Raw genomic sequence first — 18148 nt, 5'->3', positions numbered from 1 at the left:
ACGCGCCACTCTCTGCAAGCTGCACAAATCAAGGCTTCATCAAAACCGACAATCGGCGAAACATGGTAAATAAGCAGTTAACCCGAGGGCGGAAAATGCGCGAATACCGAAAAATCACGCAACCTTGAGCGGGAGGCGGGAGCGTTGCCTGTGCTGTCATCTGAGTGAACGTTTTGCTGTAGTAAAGGTTACCGACGCGCCGAAAACGGGTCGTTTCTCACGTACTGTTCATCAAGAATCGTGGTCCGCGACATTTTTGACGTTTACGCAAACGTCAAAGTTTTGTATGTAGCATGCACGAAATTCAAAATACCTTTTGGCGAGGAGATCCAAATGCCCGTATTCAAGGCACCGGTTGAAGACACATTGTTTGTTCTCAATGATGTTCTCGGTATTGAAAAATACAACAATCTGCCTGGTTTTGCCGATGCTTCACCCGATCTGATCGAAGCCGTTCTGACCGAGGCCGGCAAGCTGTCGGAAGAGATTCTGGCCCCACTGAACCTGTCCGGCGACCAGGAAGGCTGTGTGCGTTCCGAAGATGCTTCGGTGAAGACCCCGAAAGGCTTCAAGCAGGCCTACGACACCTATTGTGAAGGTGGCTGGATGGGTCTTTCCATGCCGGAGGAATTCGGCGGTCAGGGGCTGCCTTATGTGCTTCACACTGCTGTCTCCGAATACCTCATTTCCGCAAATCTGGCGCTGATGATGTATCCGGGCCTCACGCAGGGGGCTATTGCGGCCATTCTGGCCCATGGCGACCAGGCACAGAAGGAAAAATACGTTCCCAACATGATTGCCGGCACCTGGACCGGCACCATGAACCTGACCGAACCGCATTGCGGCACCGATCTCGGCCTGCTGCGCACCAAGGCAGTGCCGCAGGCTGACGGTTCCTACAAGATTTCCGGCCAGAAGATTTTCATCTCTGCCGGCGAACACGACATGTCGGACAATATCATCCACCTGGTGCTCGCCCGCATCGAAGGCGCGCCGGAAGGCACCAAGGGCATTTCGCTCTTCATCGTGCCGAAATACATGGTGGGTGACGACGGTTCTGTCGGTGAGCGCAACGGCGTTGCCTGTGGCGCGCTGGAACACAAGATGGGCATTCACGGCAATGCCACTTGCGTGATGAACTATGATGATGCGACCGGCTTCCTGATCGGCAAGGAAAACAAGGGCCTTGCCGCCATGTTCGTGATGATGAACGAAGCCCGCCTCGGCGTCGGCCTGCAGGGTCTCTCGGTGGGCGAGGTCGCCTACCAGAACGCCGTCATGTACGCCAAGGAGCGCATTCAGGGCCGTTCGCTCTCCGGCCCGAAGGCGCCGGAGCAGAAGGCTGACCCGATCATCGTTCACCCCGACATCCGCCGTGCGCTGATGACCATGCGGGCGATCAACGAAGGTGGTCGTGCGTTTGCATTGTGGACAGCGCTGCAGTCCGATATTGCCCACCGTTCCGAAGACGAGGCCGCCCGTCAGACTGCCGACGATCTGATCGGGCTGCTGACGCCGATCCTGAAAGGCGTCATGACAGACAAGGGCTTCGACACCGCAGTTGCCGCCCAGCAGGTGTACGGCGGCCACGGTTACATCGAAGAACATGGAATGAGCCAGTTCGTTCGCGATGCCCGCATCACGCAGATCTACGAAGGTGCCAACGGCATTCAGGCGCTTGACCTGGTGGGCCGCAAGCTGCCGGCCAATGGTGGCCGTGCCGTGATGGCTCTGTTCAAGGAAATCGGTGATTTCTGCGAAGCCAACCGTGAAGACGAAGCCATGAGTGGTTTTACCAAGGCGCTGAAAAAGGGCCTGAACGACGCACAGGCATCTGCCATGTGGTTCATGCAGAATGCGATGGCCAAGCCCGACAATGCCGGTGCCGGCTCCACGGATTTCATGCACCTCTTCGGTCTCGTCGTTCTGGGCTACATGCACGCCAGAATGGCCAAGGTGGCCAATGACGAGCTTGCCAAGGGCGGCTCGCCGCGCGAAGACTTCCTGAAGAACAAGCTCATCACGGCGCGGTTCTTCATGGACAAGCTGATGCCGGAAACGGCGCTGCGCAAGGCGCGCATCGAAACCGGTGCGGATACGATGATGGAATTGGCTGCTGAAGCCTTCTGATGATCGAAATGATAAGGCCGGGCCCTTGGAAGGGCCCGTTGCCGTTTCTAAATTTGGGATAGCGGCGGACGCCGTTTTTTTGGGAGAGACATTATGACCGAAGCTTTTATTTTCGATACCGTGCGCACGCCGCGCGGCCGCGGCAAAAAGGACGGCGCGCTGCACGAAGTGCCGCCCGTTCGTCTCGCCGCTCACACACTTGAAGCCGTGCGCGATCGCAATGGCCTCGACACAAGCACTGTTGACGACATCATCTTCGGTTGCGTCGATCCGGTCATGGAAGCCGGTTCCGTTATCCCGCGCGGTGCAGCCTTTGAAGCCGGTTACGACTTTTCGGCCCCCGGCGTTCAGCTGTCCCGCTTCTGCGCTTCCGGTCTAGACGCAGTCAATCTGGCAGCGTCCAAGATCGCCTTCGGTGCAGACGATATCGTGATTGCCGGTGGTGTTGAATCCATGTCGCGCGTCGGCATGGGCATGTCCGGCGGCGCATGGCCGCTTGACCCCTCCGTTGCTTTTCCGTCCTACTTCATGCCGCAGGGTGTTTCGGCTGACCTGATTGCCACCAAATATGGTTTCACCCGCGATGACGTTGACGCCTACGCTGTTGAAAGCCAGAAGCGCGCTGCCAATTCCTGGGCCAACGGCTATTTCGACAAGTCCGTTGTTCCGGTCAAGGACATTAACGGCCTGACGATCCTTGATAAGGACGAGCATATGCGTGCCGACACGAGCATGCAGTCGCTCGCCTCGCTGAACCCGTCCTTCCAGATGCCGGGCGAAATGGGCGGTTTTGAAGCCGTTGCCATTCAGGCGCACCCGGAAGTCGAGCGCATCAACTACGTTCACCACGCAGGTAATTCGTCGGGTATCGTTGACGGTGCGGCTGCTGTTCTTCTCGGCTCCGAAGAGGGTGGCAAGAAGATGGGCCTGAAGCCGCGTGCAAAAATCCGCGCTTTCGCCAATATCGGTTCTGATCCGGCGCTCATGCTGACCGGCCCGGTGGACGTGACCAACAAGCTTTTGAAGCGTGCTGGCATGAGCCTGTCCGACATCGACCTGTTTGAACTGAACGAAGCCTTTGCCGCCGTCGTGCTGCGCTACATGCAGGCCTTCGACATTTCGCACGACAAGATCAACGTCACCGGTGGTGCGATTGCGCTTGGCCATCCGCTCGGCGCAACCGGCGCGATGATCCTCGGTCAGGCGCTGGACGAAATGGAACGCCGCGACCTCAACGTCGGTCTCGTCACGCTCTGCATCGGTGCGGGCATGGGCACCGCAACGATCATCGAGCGCGTTTAAGGTTTGGGAGAGAGAAGAATGGCTTATAACAATTTCACCGTTGAAACCGATGCCGATGGCATTGCGCTTGTGACATGGGACATGAAGGACAAGTCCATGAACGTCTTCACCCAGGAGGTGATGGACGAATTGGACGCGATCATTGATGCAACTGCCGCTGATGACGCCGTAAAGGGTGTTGTCTTTACCTCCGGCAAATCGTCTTTCTCCGGCGGTGCGGACCTGACCATGCTCAAGGGCATGTTCTCCGTCATCGAAAAGGAGCAGGCGGCAGATCCCGAAGGCGCAACGAAGAAACTCTTCGACGCAGCAGGCCGTATGACCTGGCTCTATCGCAAGCTTGAAACCAACGGCAAGCCGTGGGTTTCGGCCATCAATGGCACCTGCATGGGCGGCGCGACTGAACTGTCGCTCGCCTGCCATGCCCGCGTTGCCGCCAAGTCCGACAAGGTCAAGATCGGCCTGCCGGAAGTGAAAGTTGGCATCTTCCCCGGTGCCGGCGGAACGCAGCGCGTGCCGCGCCTCATCAACACGCAGGAAGCCCTGCAGTTCATGACCACGGGGTCTTCGCTCTCCGCATCGCGTGCCAAGGCGCTTGGTCTGGTGACCGAAGTCGCCGAACCGGAAAACCTCGTATCTGCCGCCAAGGACCTCTTGAAGGCCGGTGTCGATCCGGTTCAGCCGTGGGACAAGAAGGGCTTCAAGGCACCCGGACCTGCCATCTGGTCGCCAGGCGGCGTTCAGCTCTTTTCCGCAGCCAACGCCATTCTGCGCCGCGAAACCTACGGCAACTATCCGGCAGCGCTCGCCATCGTGAAATGCGTCTATGAAGGTCTGCAGGTGCCGATCGACATGGCGCTGAAGATCGAGCAGCGTTATTTCACGCATATCCTGCAGACGACGGAAGCCTTTTCGATGATCCGCTCGCTGTTCATTTCCATGCAGGAGCTGAACAAGGGTGCGCGCCGTCCGGCTGGCGTTGAAAAGTCATCCATCAAGAAGGTCGGCATCGTGGGCGCTGGCTTCATGGGCGCGTCCATCGGCTACGTTACCGCGGCTGCCGGTATTCCGGTAGTCCTCATCGATCGCGACATGGAAGCGGCGGAAAAAGGCAAGGCAACATCTGAAGGCCTTGTTGCCGAAGGTGTGAAGAAGGGCAAGGTTTCCAAGGAACAGGCCGAAGCGCTGCTTTCGCTGATCACGCCCACGGCGGATTACAACGATATCGCCGATTGCGATCTCGTCATTGAAGCCGTGTTCGAAGACCGCGGTATCAAGAAGACGGTGACAGAGCAGGTGGAAGCCGTTTTGAAGCCGGATGCGATCTTTGCTTCCAACACCTCGACGCTGCCGATCACCGGTTTGGCTGAAAACTCCAAGCGCCCCGAGCAGTTCATTGGCATTCACTTCTTCTCGCCGGTGCACAAGATGATGCTGACGGAAGTCATCATGGGCGAAAAGACGGGCGACAAGGCTCTGGCCGTGGCACTCGATTACATTGCAGCGATCAAGAAGACGCCGATTGTCGTCAATGACACCCGCGGCTTCTACGTCAACCGCTGCGTCCTGCGCTATATGAACGAAGCCTACAACATGCTGGTGGAAGGCGTTCCGGCAGCCATGATCGAGAATTCCGCCAAGATGGCCGGCATGCCGGTTGGTCCGCTGGCGCTGAACGACGAAACTGCCGTTGATCTGTCCTACAAGATCATGAAGGCGATGATTGCCGATCTTGGCGAAGCATCGGTGCCGAAGGCGCATATGGAACTGATCACCAAAATGGTGGAAGGTGAAGGACGCCTGGGCCGCAAAGCCGGAAAGGGGTTCTACGACTATCCGGCAAAGCCCGCCAAGAAGCATCTTTGGCCGGGCCTGAAGGATTTGTTCCCGCAGCAGGACGCTGACACGCTGGACGTAGAAGTGCTCAAGAAGCGCTTCCTCACCACAATCGCGCTGGAAGCAGCCCGCACGATGGAAGAAGGCATTGTGACCGATCCGCGTGAAGCCGATGTCGGCTCGATCCTCGGTTTCGGCTTTGCACCTTATACGGGCGGTGCAGTCTCCTACATTGACGGCATGGGCGCGAAGGCCTTTGTCGCACAATGCGAAGAGCTGGCTGCCAAATACGGCGACCACTTCAAGCCGACAGCACTCCTGAAGGAAATGGCGACGAAGGGCGAAACCTTCTATGGCCGGTTTGATCCTTACGGGCAGGCGAAGGCTGCTGCCTGATAGCGGCAAGCATTAAATGAAAAAGGGCTGCACGTGTTGCAGCCCTTTTTTTGTGCGCCCTATGCGGCATTCACCCGTCGCCACCGTAATATCCGCCCATCGATCAGCGCGAGCCCGACGCCGATCAGCACCATCCCCATGATTTCTTCTGTCTCCAGCACTTCACCCAGAAACAGCACGCCGAGCAGAATGGCGGAAACGGGGATGAGAAAGGTGACGAGCGCCAGGTTGGTGGCGCCCGCAGAGGCCAGGATGCGGAAGAAGATGATATAGGCAAGTGCCGTTGAGAGGATGATATAGCCGGCAACGGCCAGCCAGATATCCAAGCCCGGCATGGGCAGCGAAAGCGGATTGTCGACCAGCAAGGCCAGCGGCAGGGCCATGGCGGCAGACGCCGTGAGCTGCCCTGTGGCTGTATGGATCGGCTGGACACCCATTGTCTTGAAGCGTTTGCCGAACACGCTGGCAAAAGCATAGGAAAGCGCAGCCAACAGGATTGCGGCCTGTGCCAGAATGTTGGTTGAAAAGCCGGTCAACAGTTCCGGCCCGATCATGACCGCAACACCGGCAAACCCCACCAGAACGCCAGCCAACTTATGGGGTCGCAGCTTCTCGTCGGATGTCAGAAAATGCGCCACGATGGCTGTCGAAAGCGGTGTCGTGGCATTGAGAATTGCGGCAAGACCGGAAGCAATATGCGTCTGGCCCCACACAATCAGCGAAAACGGAACGAGATTGTTGATGAGGCCCATCACGAAGAAGGCAAACCAGATTTTGGGTGAGCCCGGCATCCGCCGTCCGCGCAGGAGAATGACAAGATGGAGAATCAGTGCGGCCCCGCAAACGCGCAGGAAAACAAGGGTAAAGGGCGGAAGCTCTTTGACCGCGACTCCTGTAAAAAAGAAAGACCCACCCCAGAGAAGGGAAAGTGTGGCAAGCAGCGACCAGTCCAGAGCGCTCATTGAATTTTGATTTTGCATTTTTTGAAATCCTGAAACATCGGAGCGATGTTGACCATGCAGCGGCTCATCGCGAAGCGCTCGCCGGATTCGGACTCGGTTCTTCTTCGCCCCGTCCGCGTGGTATAATATGTCTGCATGAAACTCGATATCTCCATTTGCGAAGAAGCCTGGATAAAGCGCGATCCCGCTTTTGACGGACGGTTTTTCATCGGTGTGCGCACCACCGGCATTTATTGCCGCTGCGTTTGTCCCGTGCGTCAGCCCTACCGGCAGAATATCGAATTTCTGCCGAGTGCGGCAGCAGCCGAACTGGCAGGTTACAGGCCCTGCCTGCGATGCAGGCCGGAAACCGCGCCTTTTTGTCCGGCCTGGAAGGGCAGTCTCGCCATCGTTGAAAAAGCCGCCCGTTTGATCAAGGACGAAGGTGCGCTCGACCAGCCCGGTGCGACGGTGGAAGAACTGGCAGCCCGTGTCGGCGTCGGCGGACGGCATCTGACGCGGCTTTTCAAAAAGCATCTCGGCGCGACGCCGGGACAGGTTGCCCGCACGGCGCGGGTGCAGCGCGCCAAACAATTGCTGAGCGATACCCAACTGCCGATCACCGAAATCGCTGTTCAGGCCGGCTTCGGCAGCTTGCGGCGTTTCAATGCCGTGTTTCTGGAAACGTACAAAAGGCCGCCGACAGCCATTCGGCGGAAGACGGCAGCAAGCCTTCCCGCCATGTAGGAGCAAACCGGCCGTATCGCGAATGCTGATGGGCTTGCCGGCGTATACTTGCAAGAGAACCTGTTCTATAATTCCCGAAGCGAACATGTTCGGGGTGATGAGGATGAAGCCCAAACTGACGCCGGAGGAGGCGCGCAGGGACCACAATGCAATGCTCTTTTTTATGGCGCGCCATTTTGTCTATGGCGTGATTGCCGGCATCATTGTATCCGCCAGCATTTTCTATTTTGACATCGGTAACCTCAGGACCCACACCACGCGCGCGTCCAACAAATTCGTGCCCGTCTTTCTGATCACGCTGCCGATGTGCATTCTTTTCGGCGGTTCGGCCCTCGGTGGCGCTTTGATGATGATGCCCTACGGCACCAAATATCACGAAGACGAGTGATCGCCGATCTGCCCGCTATCTTCCGGCGGACGCGCTATATTTCAGCATTTTCGAATACTGAGATTTTTTTCGGAACAATCTTTCCGGTCACGGGTTCCTTCTGGGAGCATTAAGACAGGCAAGAAAAAGAAAAAAAGACAATATTTTTCTTGTGTTAGCTCTTTCAGGCCATCCGAAAAAAGGGTGACTGAAGCCAAGTTGACTTCATCATCTCTGAGGATGGCGAAGCTAAGAAACAGGAAGGAGAAAACAATGCATACGTTTAGGAAGGCACTTCTCGCAACCGCGTTTACGACCGTCGCCGCAACAGCATCTTTCGCCGCTGGCGATGAAGCCGTGAAGGAACTGCGTGGCCATGATGCGACGCTGGAAGCCAACAGCCCGGCAACTGAAGATGCGAACACAAACGTGGTCGCGCCTGAACAGACTGCCGAAGAAAAGCTGAATGATGTTCGTGGCCATGACGCCACCGTTGAGGCCAATGGCCCTGGGAGCACGGATGGCATGAACACCACCGCAGAAGCTGACGACGGTGTGCGCATCGTTCGCGTGAGCTCCTTGACCGACAACCAGGCCGCCCAGATCAAGATGGGTGACGACAACGAGGCTGCGATGGAAGAGGTACATGCACAGGTTCAGGCCGACCCGGCTGCCATGCAGGCCCTCCAGGACCGCAGCGTTGAGCTCGAAAACGTCGTAGCTGCCAAAAAGGCGGCGGATGGATCGATGATCATTTACGTGAAATAATCACGATCAGCCGAACTATCAGAGCGCGGGCATAGTTGCCCGCGCTTTTTTGTGTTTGCGAAAGAGCCTGAGTGTCGATCGAAAAGTAGTGACTCTTGGCCGCATGAGGGTTGGCGTTTGATGCGTGAAAGCGATGCGGGATCGTGTTATCGTAAGCTCGATTGTTCAGACGAGGTTTTGCATGAAACCGAAATTGACACCGGAAGAAGCCCGCAAAGATCATCGCGCAATGTTGCGATTCATGGCGCTGAACGGTCTCTTGGGCATGGCCGTTGGCGTCATCATTACAGGCGCATTGTTCTGGTTCGATATTGCCGGTCTTGCAAGTCACGCAGGGCGTGGCGGTCTTTTGTTCAAGGCTATATTCCTCATTGGAATGCCGCTGTCCATGCTGCTGGGAGCCGTATCCATCGGCACAGCGCTGATGATGATGCCCTACGAAAAGAAGTATCGCGACGACTGACGCGGCCTGATGGTCTATTCCGCAGCAACGCGGTTTTGTGCTGCAATATGCATGAGATAGGCCCGCAATGCGGCGGGCTTCACCGGCTTGCCTTGCATGGTTACATTGTCGGCTTCCGCGCGAGCGCGCACATCCGGCGTGCGGTCTGCCGTAATGAGGAGCGCGGGAACCTCTGCGCCATAGTAGTCACGCAAAAGCCGGATCGCATCAAGACCAGTGCCATCATCAAGATGATAATCCGCGACGATCACATCAGGCTTCGCCCCGCTTGCCAGTCGGCGGTGAACATCAGCCAGTGACTGGCTACATGCAACCGTGCAACCCCAGGCGCTCAACAGTTTCGACATTCCGTCGAGAATGGTGAGTTCATTGTCGATGCACAGCACAGAAAGACCGCCAAGCGCCGATGCTGCCGCCTGCACGGGGAGCGCTGACGCCGGCGGCTTTTGTTTCTCCGCCTGGGCAAGCGGGACAGTGACACGGAATGTCGTGCCGCGGTTTTCCGTGCTGGCAAGCTCCACCTTGTGGTTTAAGACGCGCCCGATCCGGTCAACGATTGAAAGGCCAAGACCGAGGCCGGCCGCGGTTTTCATGCCGCCGTTCAGCCGCGCAAATTCCTTGAAGACAGTCTGAAACTTGGACGCCGGAATCCCGATCCCCGTGTCGCTGACCTGTATGATGGCGGCATCGCCGCGTCTGCGCACGCCCACCACCACCTTGCCGGTCACCGTGTATTTGATTGCATTGGAAACCAGATTTTGCACAAGGCGGCGCAAAAGCGTCGGATCTGTCCGCACATGCAGGCTGGAGGGCACGACATGCAGCTTGAGGTTCCTTTCGCGCGCAATGGGGGCGAAATCGGTTTCGATCCGCCGCAGGAAGTCATCAAGCGAAACGGTTGAGAAGCGCGCTTTCATCGCACCCGTGTCGAGCCGTGATATGTCGAGGACGGCACCAAGGATGTTTTCCACCGACTGCAGCGAGGAGTCGATATTCTCGACCAGCTCGCCCTCTTGCGATTGCCCGAGCTTTTCGACCAGCGTCGAGGAATAAAGCCGCGCTGCATTGAGCGGCTGGAGAATGTCATGGCCGGCGGCGGCAAAGAAGCGCGTTTTGCCGATATTGGCTTCTTCCGCGGCTGCGCGCGCATCCGCAAGCTGGCTGTTGACCCGCACAAGTTCGCTGGTGCGCTCGGCAACACGCTGCTCCAGCGTTTCATTGGCTTGTTTCAGCGCCTTGTCTGCCGCCACCTGCTGGGTGATATCGGTATAGGTGGTCACGATACCCTTGCCCGGCATGGGGTTTGTGCGCACCTCCACGATCCGCCCGCTTTCCCCGACGGTGAGCGAGAAAGGCCGGTTCGGGGTCAGAAAATCGATGAGCGGATCGGCGCTACCGCTGGAAGAGACGTCGCCACGCTCGCGCAACGCCTCCGTAATGCCCGATAGCGGAAAGCCCACCTGACCGACAAATTCCGGCAGATCAAGAAGTTCCCGGAAACGACGGTTCCAGATCATCAGATTATTGGAGAGGTCGAAGACGGCAATGCCCTGATCCATCTGCGAAAGCGCAGTATGCAGCATGTCCTGATTGTGCAGCAGCGCCTCTGACGCCTGTCCCAGCAGCCAGGCAGTCTCCGAGGAGGGTTCCTCCACCTTTTGCAGAAGCAGCGAAAGCACCAGTCGCGCAGAGGAGGAACCGATGGCCCCGGCCAGAACCTGCTCGGCAAAATGCACAACATGTGTGTCCGCCGGGTCGTCATCGGAAAGCATGCGCCCGCTTTGCCGTTCATAGGTTCTAAATGAGCGCTGCATGCGCTCGTCTCCCAGGTAACCGGCCACGGCGGCCTTCAACTCACCAAGGCTGACCCGGCTTTTCCACCCGCGTGAGAAGGCGGCAGGCCCCGACTGACGGCGGATGAAAACGCCGGCCTGAATGCTTTCCAGTGCGCGTGGTCGCCGGCTCAAGGAGCCAATGATATAGGCCGCCACGTTGAGAAAGAGCGCCAGAAAGGTCGCTTCCACGAAGGGATCGTCGATCGAATGGATGGCGGGAAACAGCTGCCCCAGCAGGCTGCCGGCCTGCGCTTCATCCCCGTAACCGAGGCTTGGCAGCAGCAGAAAATAGGCCCAGGCACCGATGCCGCTCGCCATGCCGGCAATGGCACCGCGTGCATTGGCACGGTGCCAGATCAGCCCGCCCAGCATGGAAGGTGCAATCTGTGCAATGGCCGCAAAGGCGAGCGTGCCGATGGAGGCGAGTGCTGCCGTTTCATCGGTGGACCGGTAATAGGCGTAACCCAAGAACAGCACGCCAAAAATGGCGGTGCGGCGCACCCGCAGCAGAAACTTGGTGTAGTCCTCGCTCAGCCCTTGCGTGCCGGTGAGCCGCCGCCGCAACAGAATGGGCAGAACGATATCGTTTGAAATCATGATCGAAAGCGCGACCGAGGCGACAATCACCATCGCGGTTGCTGCCGAAAATCCGCCAATGAACGTGATCAGCGAGACAATGGGTGCGCCGCCGAAAAGCGGCAGATTGAGGATATAGAGGTCGGTGTCGCCACCCTGGCCCAGCGTGGTGACACCCGCGAGCGCAATTGGCAGCACGAAGAAATTGATGGCGATCAGATAGAGCGGAAACAGGAAGCCCGCCATCTTCAGCTCGCTGGCTGTGCGGTTTTCAACCACAGTCACATGGAACTGGCGCGGCAGCATGATGATCGCAAAGGCAGAAAGCGTGATCAGCAGAAGCCAGCGGCTGAGCGACGTTTCGTAGTTCATTGCATCGACAGCGAGAGTGTTCTGGCTGACCACAGACCAGAGCGCAGTTGGACCGTCGTAGAGGAAGAAGACGACGAAGATACCGGCTGTCGCAAATGCCATCAGCTTGACCACCGATTCCATGGCGATGGCGAGGATGAGTCCGTCCTGGTGCTCGGTCGCATCGGTGTGGCGGGTGCCGAACATGATGGCAAAAAAGGCGAGAAGAATGGTCACCAGAAGTGGCAGGCTGGAGAAGGAAAATTCTCCTGCCGTGGCCGCAAATTCCGACGTTGGCACCATGGCAGCAACGGAAGAGGAAACGGCCTTGAGCTGGAGCGCGATATAGGGAATGGCACTGACCAGCGAAATCAGCGCCACGATCAGCGCAACAGTCGGGTTCTTGCCATAGCGCGCGGCCACGAAGTCGGCGGCGGAGGTGATTTTTTCGGCCTTCGCCAGTTCGATGATGCGCCGGATCAACGGCATCCCGAGCGTGAACATGAGGATCGGGCCGATATAGATGGCGGCAAATTCCCAACCGCGCTCCGCCGCCAGTCCCACCCCGCCAAAATAAGTCCAGGATGTGCAGTAAACGGTAATGCTGAGGGCATAAACGATCGGGCGGCCGCGCGCTGATGACAGGCGTGCGCGCCCAAGCCTGCGGTCGCCGAAACTGGCAACGGCAAACAGCAGCAGCAAATAGGCTATGGCTGATGCAAAGATTGCCCAACCAGGCAGCATCTGGCTCACCGGCACAGTCTATCCTCCCCCTCCGGAAGGCTGAGCTTAGACCAAATGCAGCCTGAAGAAAATCCACGCAGACATATACGTTGGGATACCGCTTGGAGTGCGGATCATGAAAATAATACTGAATTGCCAAAATAAGACTGCGCAGACGAGGCCAAATCGTATTAGCAATATAAATGTATAAACGAGGCGGTCGGTCTCAAAAGCTGGAGGGCATTTTGATGTTTGAAGAGTTCAAGACGTTTATTGCACGTGGCAACGTCATGGACCTTGCTGTCGGCGTGATCATTGGTGGCGCTTTTGGCAAGATCGTTTCCTCGCTGGTTGATGACATTATTATGCCGCTGATCGGGTCGGTCACCGGCGGCGTCGATTTTTCCAACCTTTTCGTTCCCCTGTCCTCGTCAGTCACGGCAACAACGCTTGCAGAGGCCAAGGAACAGGGCGCGGTTTTTGCCTATGGCAGTTTCATCACGGTTGTGATCCAGTTCCTCATTCTCGCCTGGATCATTTTCCTCATGGTCAAGGGGATCAACCGGCTGACGGTCAAGGAAGTGGAAAAGGCTGAACAGGCACCGCCGGAAACGCCCGCTGACATCAAGCTTCTGGCCGAAATTCGCGATCTTCTGCGCCAGCAGGCCTGACGTTTCAACCGGTCAAAAACTTTGATCGGCCAGAAAGAAAACGCATATTACAAGCGCCCGAAAACCATATAAGGTTGGTGGGTAAGGGGGCCGTTTTGGCCCTCTCTTTTGTTGTTTTTATGCTGGAGATTGGAATGAGCCTGACGGATGATCTGAGCCTTCGTGCCGTGAGAGCGCCGGAAAGCGGCATCGTCGAAGTGTTCAGTTATGCGCGCGGCCGCGATGGTCTTCTGCCTCTGTGGGTTGGCGAAGGTGATGAACCGACGGCCGATTTCATCAGCCGTGCTGCCGCAGACGCCCTGATGGGTGGTGAAACATTCTATACCTGGCAGCGTGGCGTCCCGGAACTGCGTGAGGCCATTGCCGCCTATTATGCCCGCAAGTTCGGCGCAGCGCTGAAGCCGGAAAACTGCTATGTCGTGGGCTCGGGCATGCAGGCAATTCAGCTTGCCGTTCAGGCGGTTACCGGCCCGGGCGACGAGATGATCTATTTGACGCCCGCTTGGCCGAATTTTGCCGCTGCCATGGAAATGGGCGGTGGATCAGCCGTGCCGGTGGAACTGTCCTTCTCCGGCGGCAAATGGGAACTTGATTTCAACAAGCTTGAAGCCGCCATTACACCGAAGACGAGGGGTTTGTTCATCAACACCCCGTCCAATCCGACGAGCTGGACAGCGACAAGAGACGATCTCAAGGCAATCCTGCAGCTGGCGCGCAAGCACGGCATCTGGATTATCGCCGATGAGATTTACGCGCTTTATTACTATCCCGGCGAGCGTGCGCCATCCTTCCTGGATGTGATGGAGCCGGAAGACCGCATTCTCTTCGTGAATTCCTTCTCCAAGAACTGGTCGATGACCGGCTGGCGGGTTGGCTGGATCGTGGCGCATGAAGCGCTGGGCCAGGTGATTGAAAACCTCATCCAGTATTCCACCTCCGGCGTTGCGCAATTCCTCCAACGCGGCGCAACGATTGCGTTGAATGAGGGCGACAGCGTCATCCAGCGCAATTATGAAAAAGCCGCCAAATCCCGCGATATTCTCTGCGACACGCTGATTGCGACCAACCGCGTGGAAACACTGAAACCGGACGGCGCGATCTACGCTTTCCTGAAAATCGACGGTATCACCGATTCGCGTAAAGCTGCTTTCGACATTGTCGACAAGACGGGCGTGGGCTTGGCACCGGGCTCTGCCTTCGGGCCGGGCGGGGGTCCGTTTTTCCGCGCCTGTTTCCTGCGCGACCCCGCAATTGTCGGCAAAGCAGCGGAAAGATTGGCCGATTATATCGCCGCGCTTTAGGTGTCAGCGTCCGGCCGGCTTTAGACTTTTGTCTTATCACTTATGGATAATTGCGGCTTCCCAAGCACTTGCTAGCATCTAGATACGTTCCGGAGGAGGGAACGGACATCCGACGCTTGGGAGGATTTCGATGTCAAAATTGATTATCAACCGTCGCGGCCTGTTGAAGGCTGGCGCGATGGGTGGCGTGGTTCTGGCCGCGCCGACGCATTTTATCCGCAACGCTTATGCCGAAGACATGTCGTGCAACATGCCGACAGGTGACACCGTTGTTTTCGGCTTCAACGTGCCGCAGTCCGGCCCCTACGCCGATGAAGGCGCTGACGAGCTGAAGGCCTATCAGTTGGCCGTCAAGCACCTCAATGGTGAAGGCGATGGCGGCGCGCTTGCCACGTTTTCGTCCAAGGCTTTGAAGGGCAACGGCGTTCTCGGCAAGAAGGTTGCTTATGTGACCGGTGACACGCAGACCAAGTCTGATGCTGCCCGCGACAGCGCCAAGCGCATGATCGAAAAAGAAGGTGCGATCATGATCACCGGCGGCTCGTCCTCCGGCGTGGCCGTTGCCGTCCAGAGCCTTTGCCAGGACATGGGCGTCATCTTCATGGCAGCGCTCACCCACTCCAACGACACGACCGGCAAGGACAAGAAGCGCTACGGTTTCCGCCAGTTCTTCAACGCCTATATGTCGGGTGTGGCACTCGGCCCGGTTCTCGCAGAAGCTTACGGCAAGGATCGCCGCGCTTACCACCTGACAGCCGACTACACCTGGGGCTGGACGCAGGAAGAATCCATCAAGAACGCCACCGAGGCGCAAGGCTGGGAAACGGTCAACGCCGTTCGCACGCCGCTGGGTGCAGGCGACTTCTCGCAGTATCTCACACCGGTTCTCAACTCCGGCGCAGACGTGCTCATCCTCAACCACTACGGCAAGGACATGGTCAACTCGCTGACCCAGGCCGTTCAGTTCGGCATGCGCGAGAAGCAGGTCAACGGCAAGAACTTCGAAATCGTTGTTCCGCTGTTCTCCGAGCTGATGGCGGAAGGTGCGGGCGATGCCATCAAGGGTATCTACGGCACGGAAAACTGGAACTGGCAGCTTGATACTGCCGGCACCAAGGCTTTCGTCCAGTCCTATGGCAAGGAATATGGCGCACCGCCATCCCAGGCCGCGCAGGTCGCTTACAGCCAGGCGATCCTTTATGCCGACGCCTGCGAACGCGCCGGCACCTTCTTCGCACCCGAAGTGATCAAGGCGCTCGAAGGCTTCGAGTTCGACGGTCTCGGTAACGGCAAGACGCTTTACCGCGATAGCGACCATCAGTGCTTCCACGATGTTCTCGTGGTGCAGGGCAAGGAAAACCCGAAAGACAAGTACGACACGCTTGAAATCAAGAAGATCGTACCGGCTTCGGAAGTGACCTATGATCCAGCCATCTTCGGTGGCGATCTCGGCCCATACGACGCCAAGACCTGCGGCTGATAAAGCACGCATTCGGTCACAGCCGGGGCTTTGACGCCCCGGCTCTCTTCTCCAGCAGAACAAGGTCCGGTGGCGGAGCATGGATGCTTTAATTCTTCAAATTCTAAACGGTCTGGACAAGGGCGGTGCCTATGCGCTGATCGCGCTCGGTCTGACCCTCGTTTTTGGCACATTGGGTGTGGTGAACTTCGCCCATGGTGCGCTTTTCATGCTCGGCGCGTTTTGCGCTGTCACCTTCAACAAGTTTCTCACCCTTGAAACGGTAACGCTCGACCCGACCCAGCAAACCCCCTGGGGAACGGCGATGGAGATCAGGACGCCGGTTGTCGAAGCCTACCTGGGCGATTTCGGCGCGGTTCTCATCAACTATTCGGTTCCCGTTTCCGTTTTGCTGGCCATTCCAGTCATGCTGGTGATCGGCATTGTGATGGAGCGCGGCCTGATCCGCCACTTCTACAATCGCCCGCATGCGGACCAGATTCTGGTGACGTTCGGCCTGGCCATCGTCATTCAGGAAATCATCAAGCACTATTTCGGCGCCAACCCCATTCCGCAATCGGCTCCGGCCATGTTCAGCGGCACGGCGCAGGTCGGCATGCTGTTCGGCCTCGGCGACGCGATCCCCTATCCGTGGTGGCGTCTCGTTTATCTCTTCTTCTCGCTTGCCGTTATCGGTCTTGTCTTTGCCTTCCTGCAATTCACAACCTACGGCATGGTGGTGCGCGCCGGCATGCGTGACCGCGAAACGGTCGGCCTTCTCGGCATCGATATCGGCCGCCGCTTTACAGTGGTCTTCGGTATCGCCGCCGTCGTAGCAGGGGTTGCCGGCGTCATGTACACGCCGGTCCTGCCGCCCGATTTCCACATGGGCATGGACTTCCTGGTCCTCTCATTCGTGGTGGTGGTTGTCGGCGGCATGGGCTCGCTTGGCGGGGCCGTTGCTGCAGGCTTCCTTCTCGGCATTCTGCAGTCATTCGCATCCATGAACGAGGTCAAGAGCATCTTTCCCGGCATTGACCAGATCATCATCTACCTTGTCGCCGTGGTCATTCTCTTGACGATGCCACGCGGGCTCATGGGCCGCAAAGGCGTAATGGAGGACTAATATGTTCAGCAATCTCTCAAGCCGGGACTGGACGATGTTCCTCATCTTCTCAGGTGTCGTTCTGGCCGCTCCGGTTCTCTTCCAGCCAATTGGCGCTGCCTATCCGGCCATCCTGCAGAAATTCTGCATCTTCGGGCTCTTTGCCATCGGCTTCAACATTCTGTTCGGCCTCACGGGGTATCTCTCTTTTGGCCATGCAGCCTTTCTCGGCGTCGGTTCCTATGCAGCAGTTTGGTCCTTCAAGCTGTTCACGATGAATGTCGTCCCAGCCGTGATACTGGCGATCATCTTCGCCGGCTTTTTTGCTGCCGTGATCGGTTTTATCAGCCTGCGCCGGTCGGGTATTTATTTCTCCATCATCACGCTCGCCTTCGCGCAGATGAGCTACAACCTCGCCTATTCCGTTCTGACCCCGCTGACCAATGGTGAAACGGGTCTCCAGCTTTCGCTGAACGACCCGCGCGTGATCGATCACATGTTCATCGAGCCTGGTGCAGGCCTGCCGCGCACCAACTTCTTCGGCATCGATGTCAGTGGTGGTGGGCTTTCCGGCTTCTATTTCACGGCAGTGTTGCTCATCATCGGTTTTTATATCTCGATGCGCATCTTCCGTTCGCCCTTCGGTCTTCAGTTGAAGGCGATCAAGTCGAACCAGAACCGTATGCGCTACACAGGCTATAATACCCGTCCGTATCTGATTGCCGCCTTCGTGATTTCGGGCGTCTATGCCGGTCTTGCCGGTGCGCTCATGGCCTGCACCGATCCGCTGGCAGGGGCTGAGCGCATGCAGTGGACCGCATCGGGCGAGGTCGTTCTCATGACCATTCTCGGTGGCGTCGGCACGCTTGTCGGTCCTGTCATCGGTGCTGCGGTCATCAAGTATTTCGAGAACATCTTCTCGTCGTTCAACGACAACACACTGAACCAGTTCTACTCGTTTCTGCCTGAGCCGGTTCGTGAAGCCTTTGTTACGGTATCCGGCCTGTTTGTCGGCGAAGGATGGAGCCTGACGCTCGGTGTGGTCTTCATGCTCATCGTGATCTTCCTGCCCGGCGGCATCATGGAAGGCGTGCGACGGATCGCATCGCTCTTCAAGGGTGGAAACAAAGGCGATGGAAATGCTGCCGTCAGCGGCCATCCTCAAGCGGCGGAGTAA

Annotated in this window: 14 protein-coding genes; 12 read left to right on the top strand and 2 right to left on the bottom strand. The window is 57.6% G+C overall.

Going from position 1 to position 18148, the window contains the following annotated elements:
• Window positions 1-333: 333 nt before the first annotated feature.
• The 3 genes from NHF56_RS13160 to NHF56_RS13150 all read left to right on the top strand — a co-directional run bounded on the left by NHF56_RS13160 (window position 334) and on the right by NHF56_RS13150 (window position 5664).
• Window positions 334-2130 carry an acyl-CoA dehydrogenase C-terminal domain-containing protein gene (locus NHF56_RS13160; RefSeq protein ID WP_252805250.1) on the top strand — a complete coding sequence of 599 codons (1797 nt, stop codon included), beginning with the start codon at window positions 334-336 and terminating at the stop codon, window positions 2128-2130.
• Between the two features lie 93 nt (window positions 2131-2223).
• Entirely contained in the window at window positions 2224-3432 is a 1209-nt protein-coding gene (locus NHF56_RS13155) for an acetyl-CoA C-acetyltransferase (RefSeq protein WP_252805248.1), read from the top strand.
• 18 nt (window positions 3433-3450) lie between these two features.
• Window positions 3451-5664 carry a 3-hydroxyacyl-CoA dehydrogenase NAD-binding domain-containing protein gene (locus NHF56_RS13150; RefSeq protein ID WP_252805247.1) on the top strand — a complete coding sequence of 738 codons (2214 nt, stop codon included), beginning with the start codon at window positions 3451-3453 and terminating at the stop codon, window positions 5662-5664.
• Window positions 5665-5723: 59 nt separating this feature from the next.
• Here the strand turns inward: NHF56_RS13150 and NHF56_RS13145 are convergent, their stop codons facing one another.
• Window positions 5724-6644, bottom strand: a complete 921-nt coding sequence (locus NHF56_RS13145) for a DMT family transporter (RefSeq protein ID WP_252805245.1) — start codon at window positions 6642-6644, stop codon at window positions 5724-5726.
• A gap of 117 nt (window positions 6645-6761) precedes the next feature.
• Here NHF56_RS13145 and NHF56_RS13140 point away from each other — a divergent pair, with 117 nt between their 5' ends.
• The 4 genes from NHF56_RS13140 to NHF56_RS13125 all read left to right on the top strand — a co-directional run bounded on the left by NHF56_RS13140 (window position 6762) and on the right by NHF56_RS13125 (window position 8950).
• Window positions 6762-7352, top strand: coding sequence for a bifunctional transcriptional activator/DNA repair enzyme AdaA (locus NHF56_RS13140; protein WP_252805243.1), 591 nt, complete (start codon window positions 6762-6764; stop codon window positions 7350-7352).
• Between the two features lie 103 nt (window positions 7353-7455).
• Window positions 7456-7740 (top strand): hypothetical protein, encoded by a 285-nt coding sequence (locus NHF56_RS13135; RefSeq protein ID WP_252805241.1) that lies wholly within the window; start codon window positions 7456-7458, stop codon window positions 7738-7740.
• Between the two features lie 252 nt (window positions 7741-7992).
• A complete protein-coding gene (locus tag NHF56_RS13130) occupies window positions 7993-8487 on the top strand; it encodes a hypothetical protein (protein WP_252805239.1) in 495 nt (164 codons plus the stop codon).
• A 181-nt stretch (window positions 8488-8668) separates the two neighbouring features.
• A complete protein-coding gene (locus NHF56_RS13125; RefSeq protein WP_252805237.1) occupies window positions 8669-8950 on the top strand; it encodes a hypothetical protein in 282 nt (93 codons plus the stop codon).
• Between the two features lie 14 nt (window positions 8951-8964).
• Here NHF56_RS13125 and NHF56_RS13120 read toward each other — a convergent pair whose 3' ends face one another.
• Window positions 8965-12456, bottom strand: coding sequence for a PAS domain-containing hybrid sensor histidine kinase/response regulator (locus NHF56_RS13120; RefSeq protein WP_252805235.1), 3492 nt, complete (start codon window positions 12454-12456; stop codon window positions 8965-8967).
• A gap of 227 nt (window positions 12457-12683) precedes the next feature.
• Between NHF56_RS13120 and mscL the strand changes: the two genes are divergently transcribed.
• The 5 genes from mscL (at window position 12684) to NHF56_RS13095 (ending at window position 18148) form a co-directional block, all read left to right on the top strand.
• Window positions 12684-13106: a large conductance mechanosensitive channel protein MscL gene (gene mscL / locus NHF56_RS13115; protein ID WP_252805233.1), complete on the top strand. Its 423-nt coding sequence runs from the start codon at window positions 12684-12686 to the stop codon at window positions 13104-13106.
• A gap of 134 nt (window positions 13107-13240) precedes the next feature.
• A complete protein-coding gene (locus NHF56_RS13110; protein WP_252805231.1) occupies window positions 13241-14407 on the top strand; it encodes a pyridoxal phosphate-dependent aminotransferase in 1167 nt (388 codons plus the stop codon).
• Between the two features lie 130 nt (window positions 14408-14537).
• Entirely contained in the window at window positions 14538-15887 is a 1350-nt protein-coding gene (locus tag NHF56_RS13105) for a substrate-binding protein (RefSeq protein WP_254007715.1), read from the top strand.
• A gap of 79 nt (window positions 15888-15966) precedes the next feature.
• Entirely contained in the window at window positions 15967-16992 is a 1026-nt protein-coding gene (locus NHF56_RS13100) for a branched-chain amino acid ABC transporter permease (protein ID WP_252805229.1), read from the top strand.
• A gap of 1 nt (window position 16993) precedes the next feature.
• Window positions 16994-18148, top strand: a complete 1155-nt coding sequence (locus NHF56_RS13095; RefSeq protein ID WP_252805227.1) for a branched-chain amino acid ABC transporter permease — start codon at window positions 16994-16996, stop codon at window positions 18146-18148.

This window comes from Rhizobium sp. L1K21 (assembly GCF_024055895.1).
Lineage (GTDB): Bacteria > Pseudomonadota > Alphaproteobacteria > Rhizobiales > Rhizobiaceae > Ensifer_A.
Note: the sequence above shows the minus strand (reverse complement) of the source record. Positions and strands in the feature narration are given on the sequence as shown.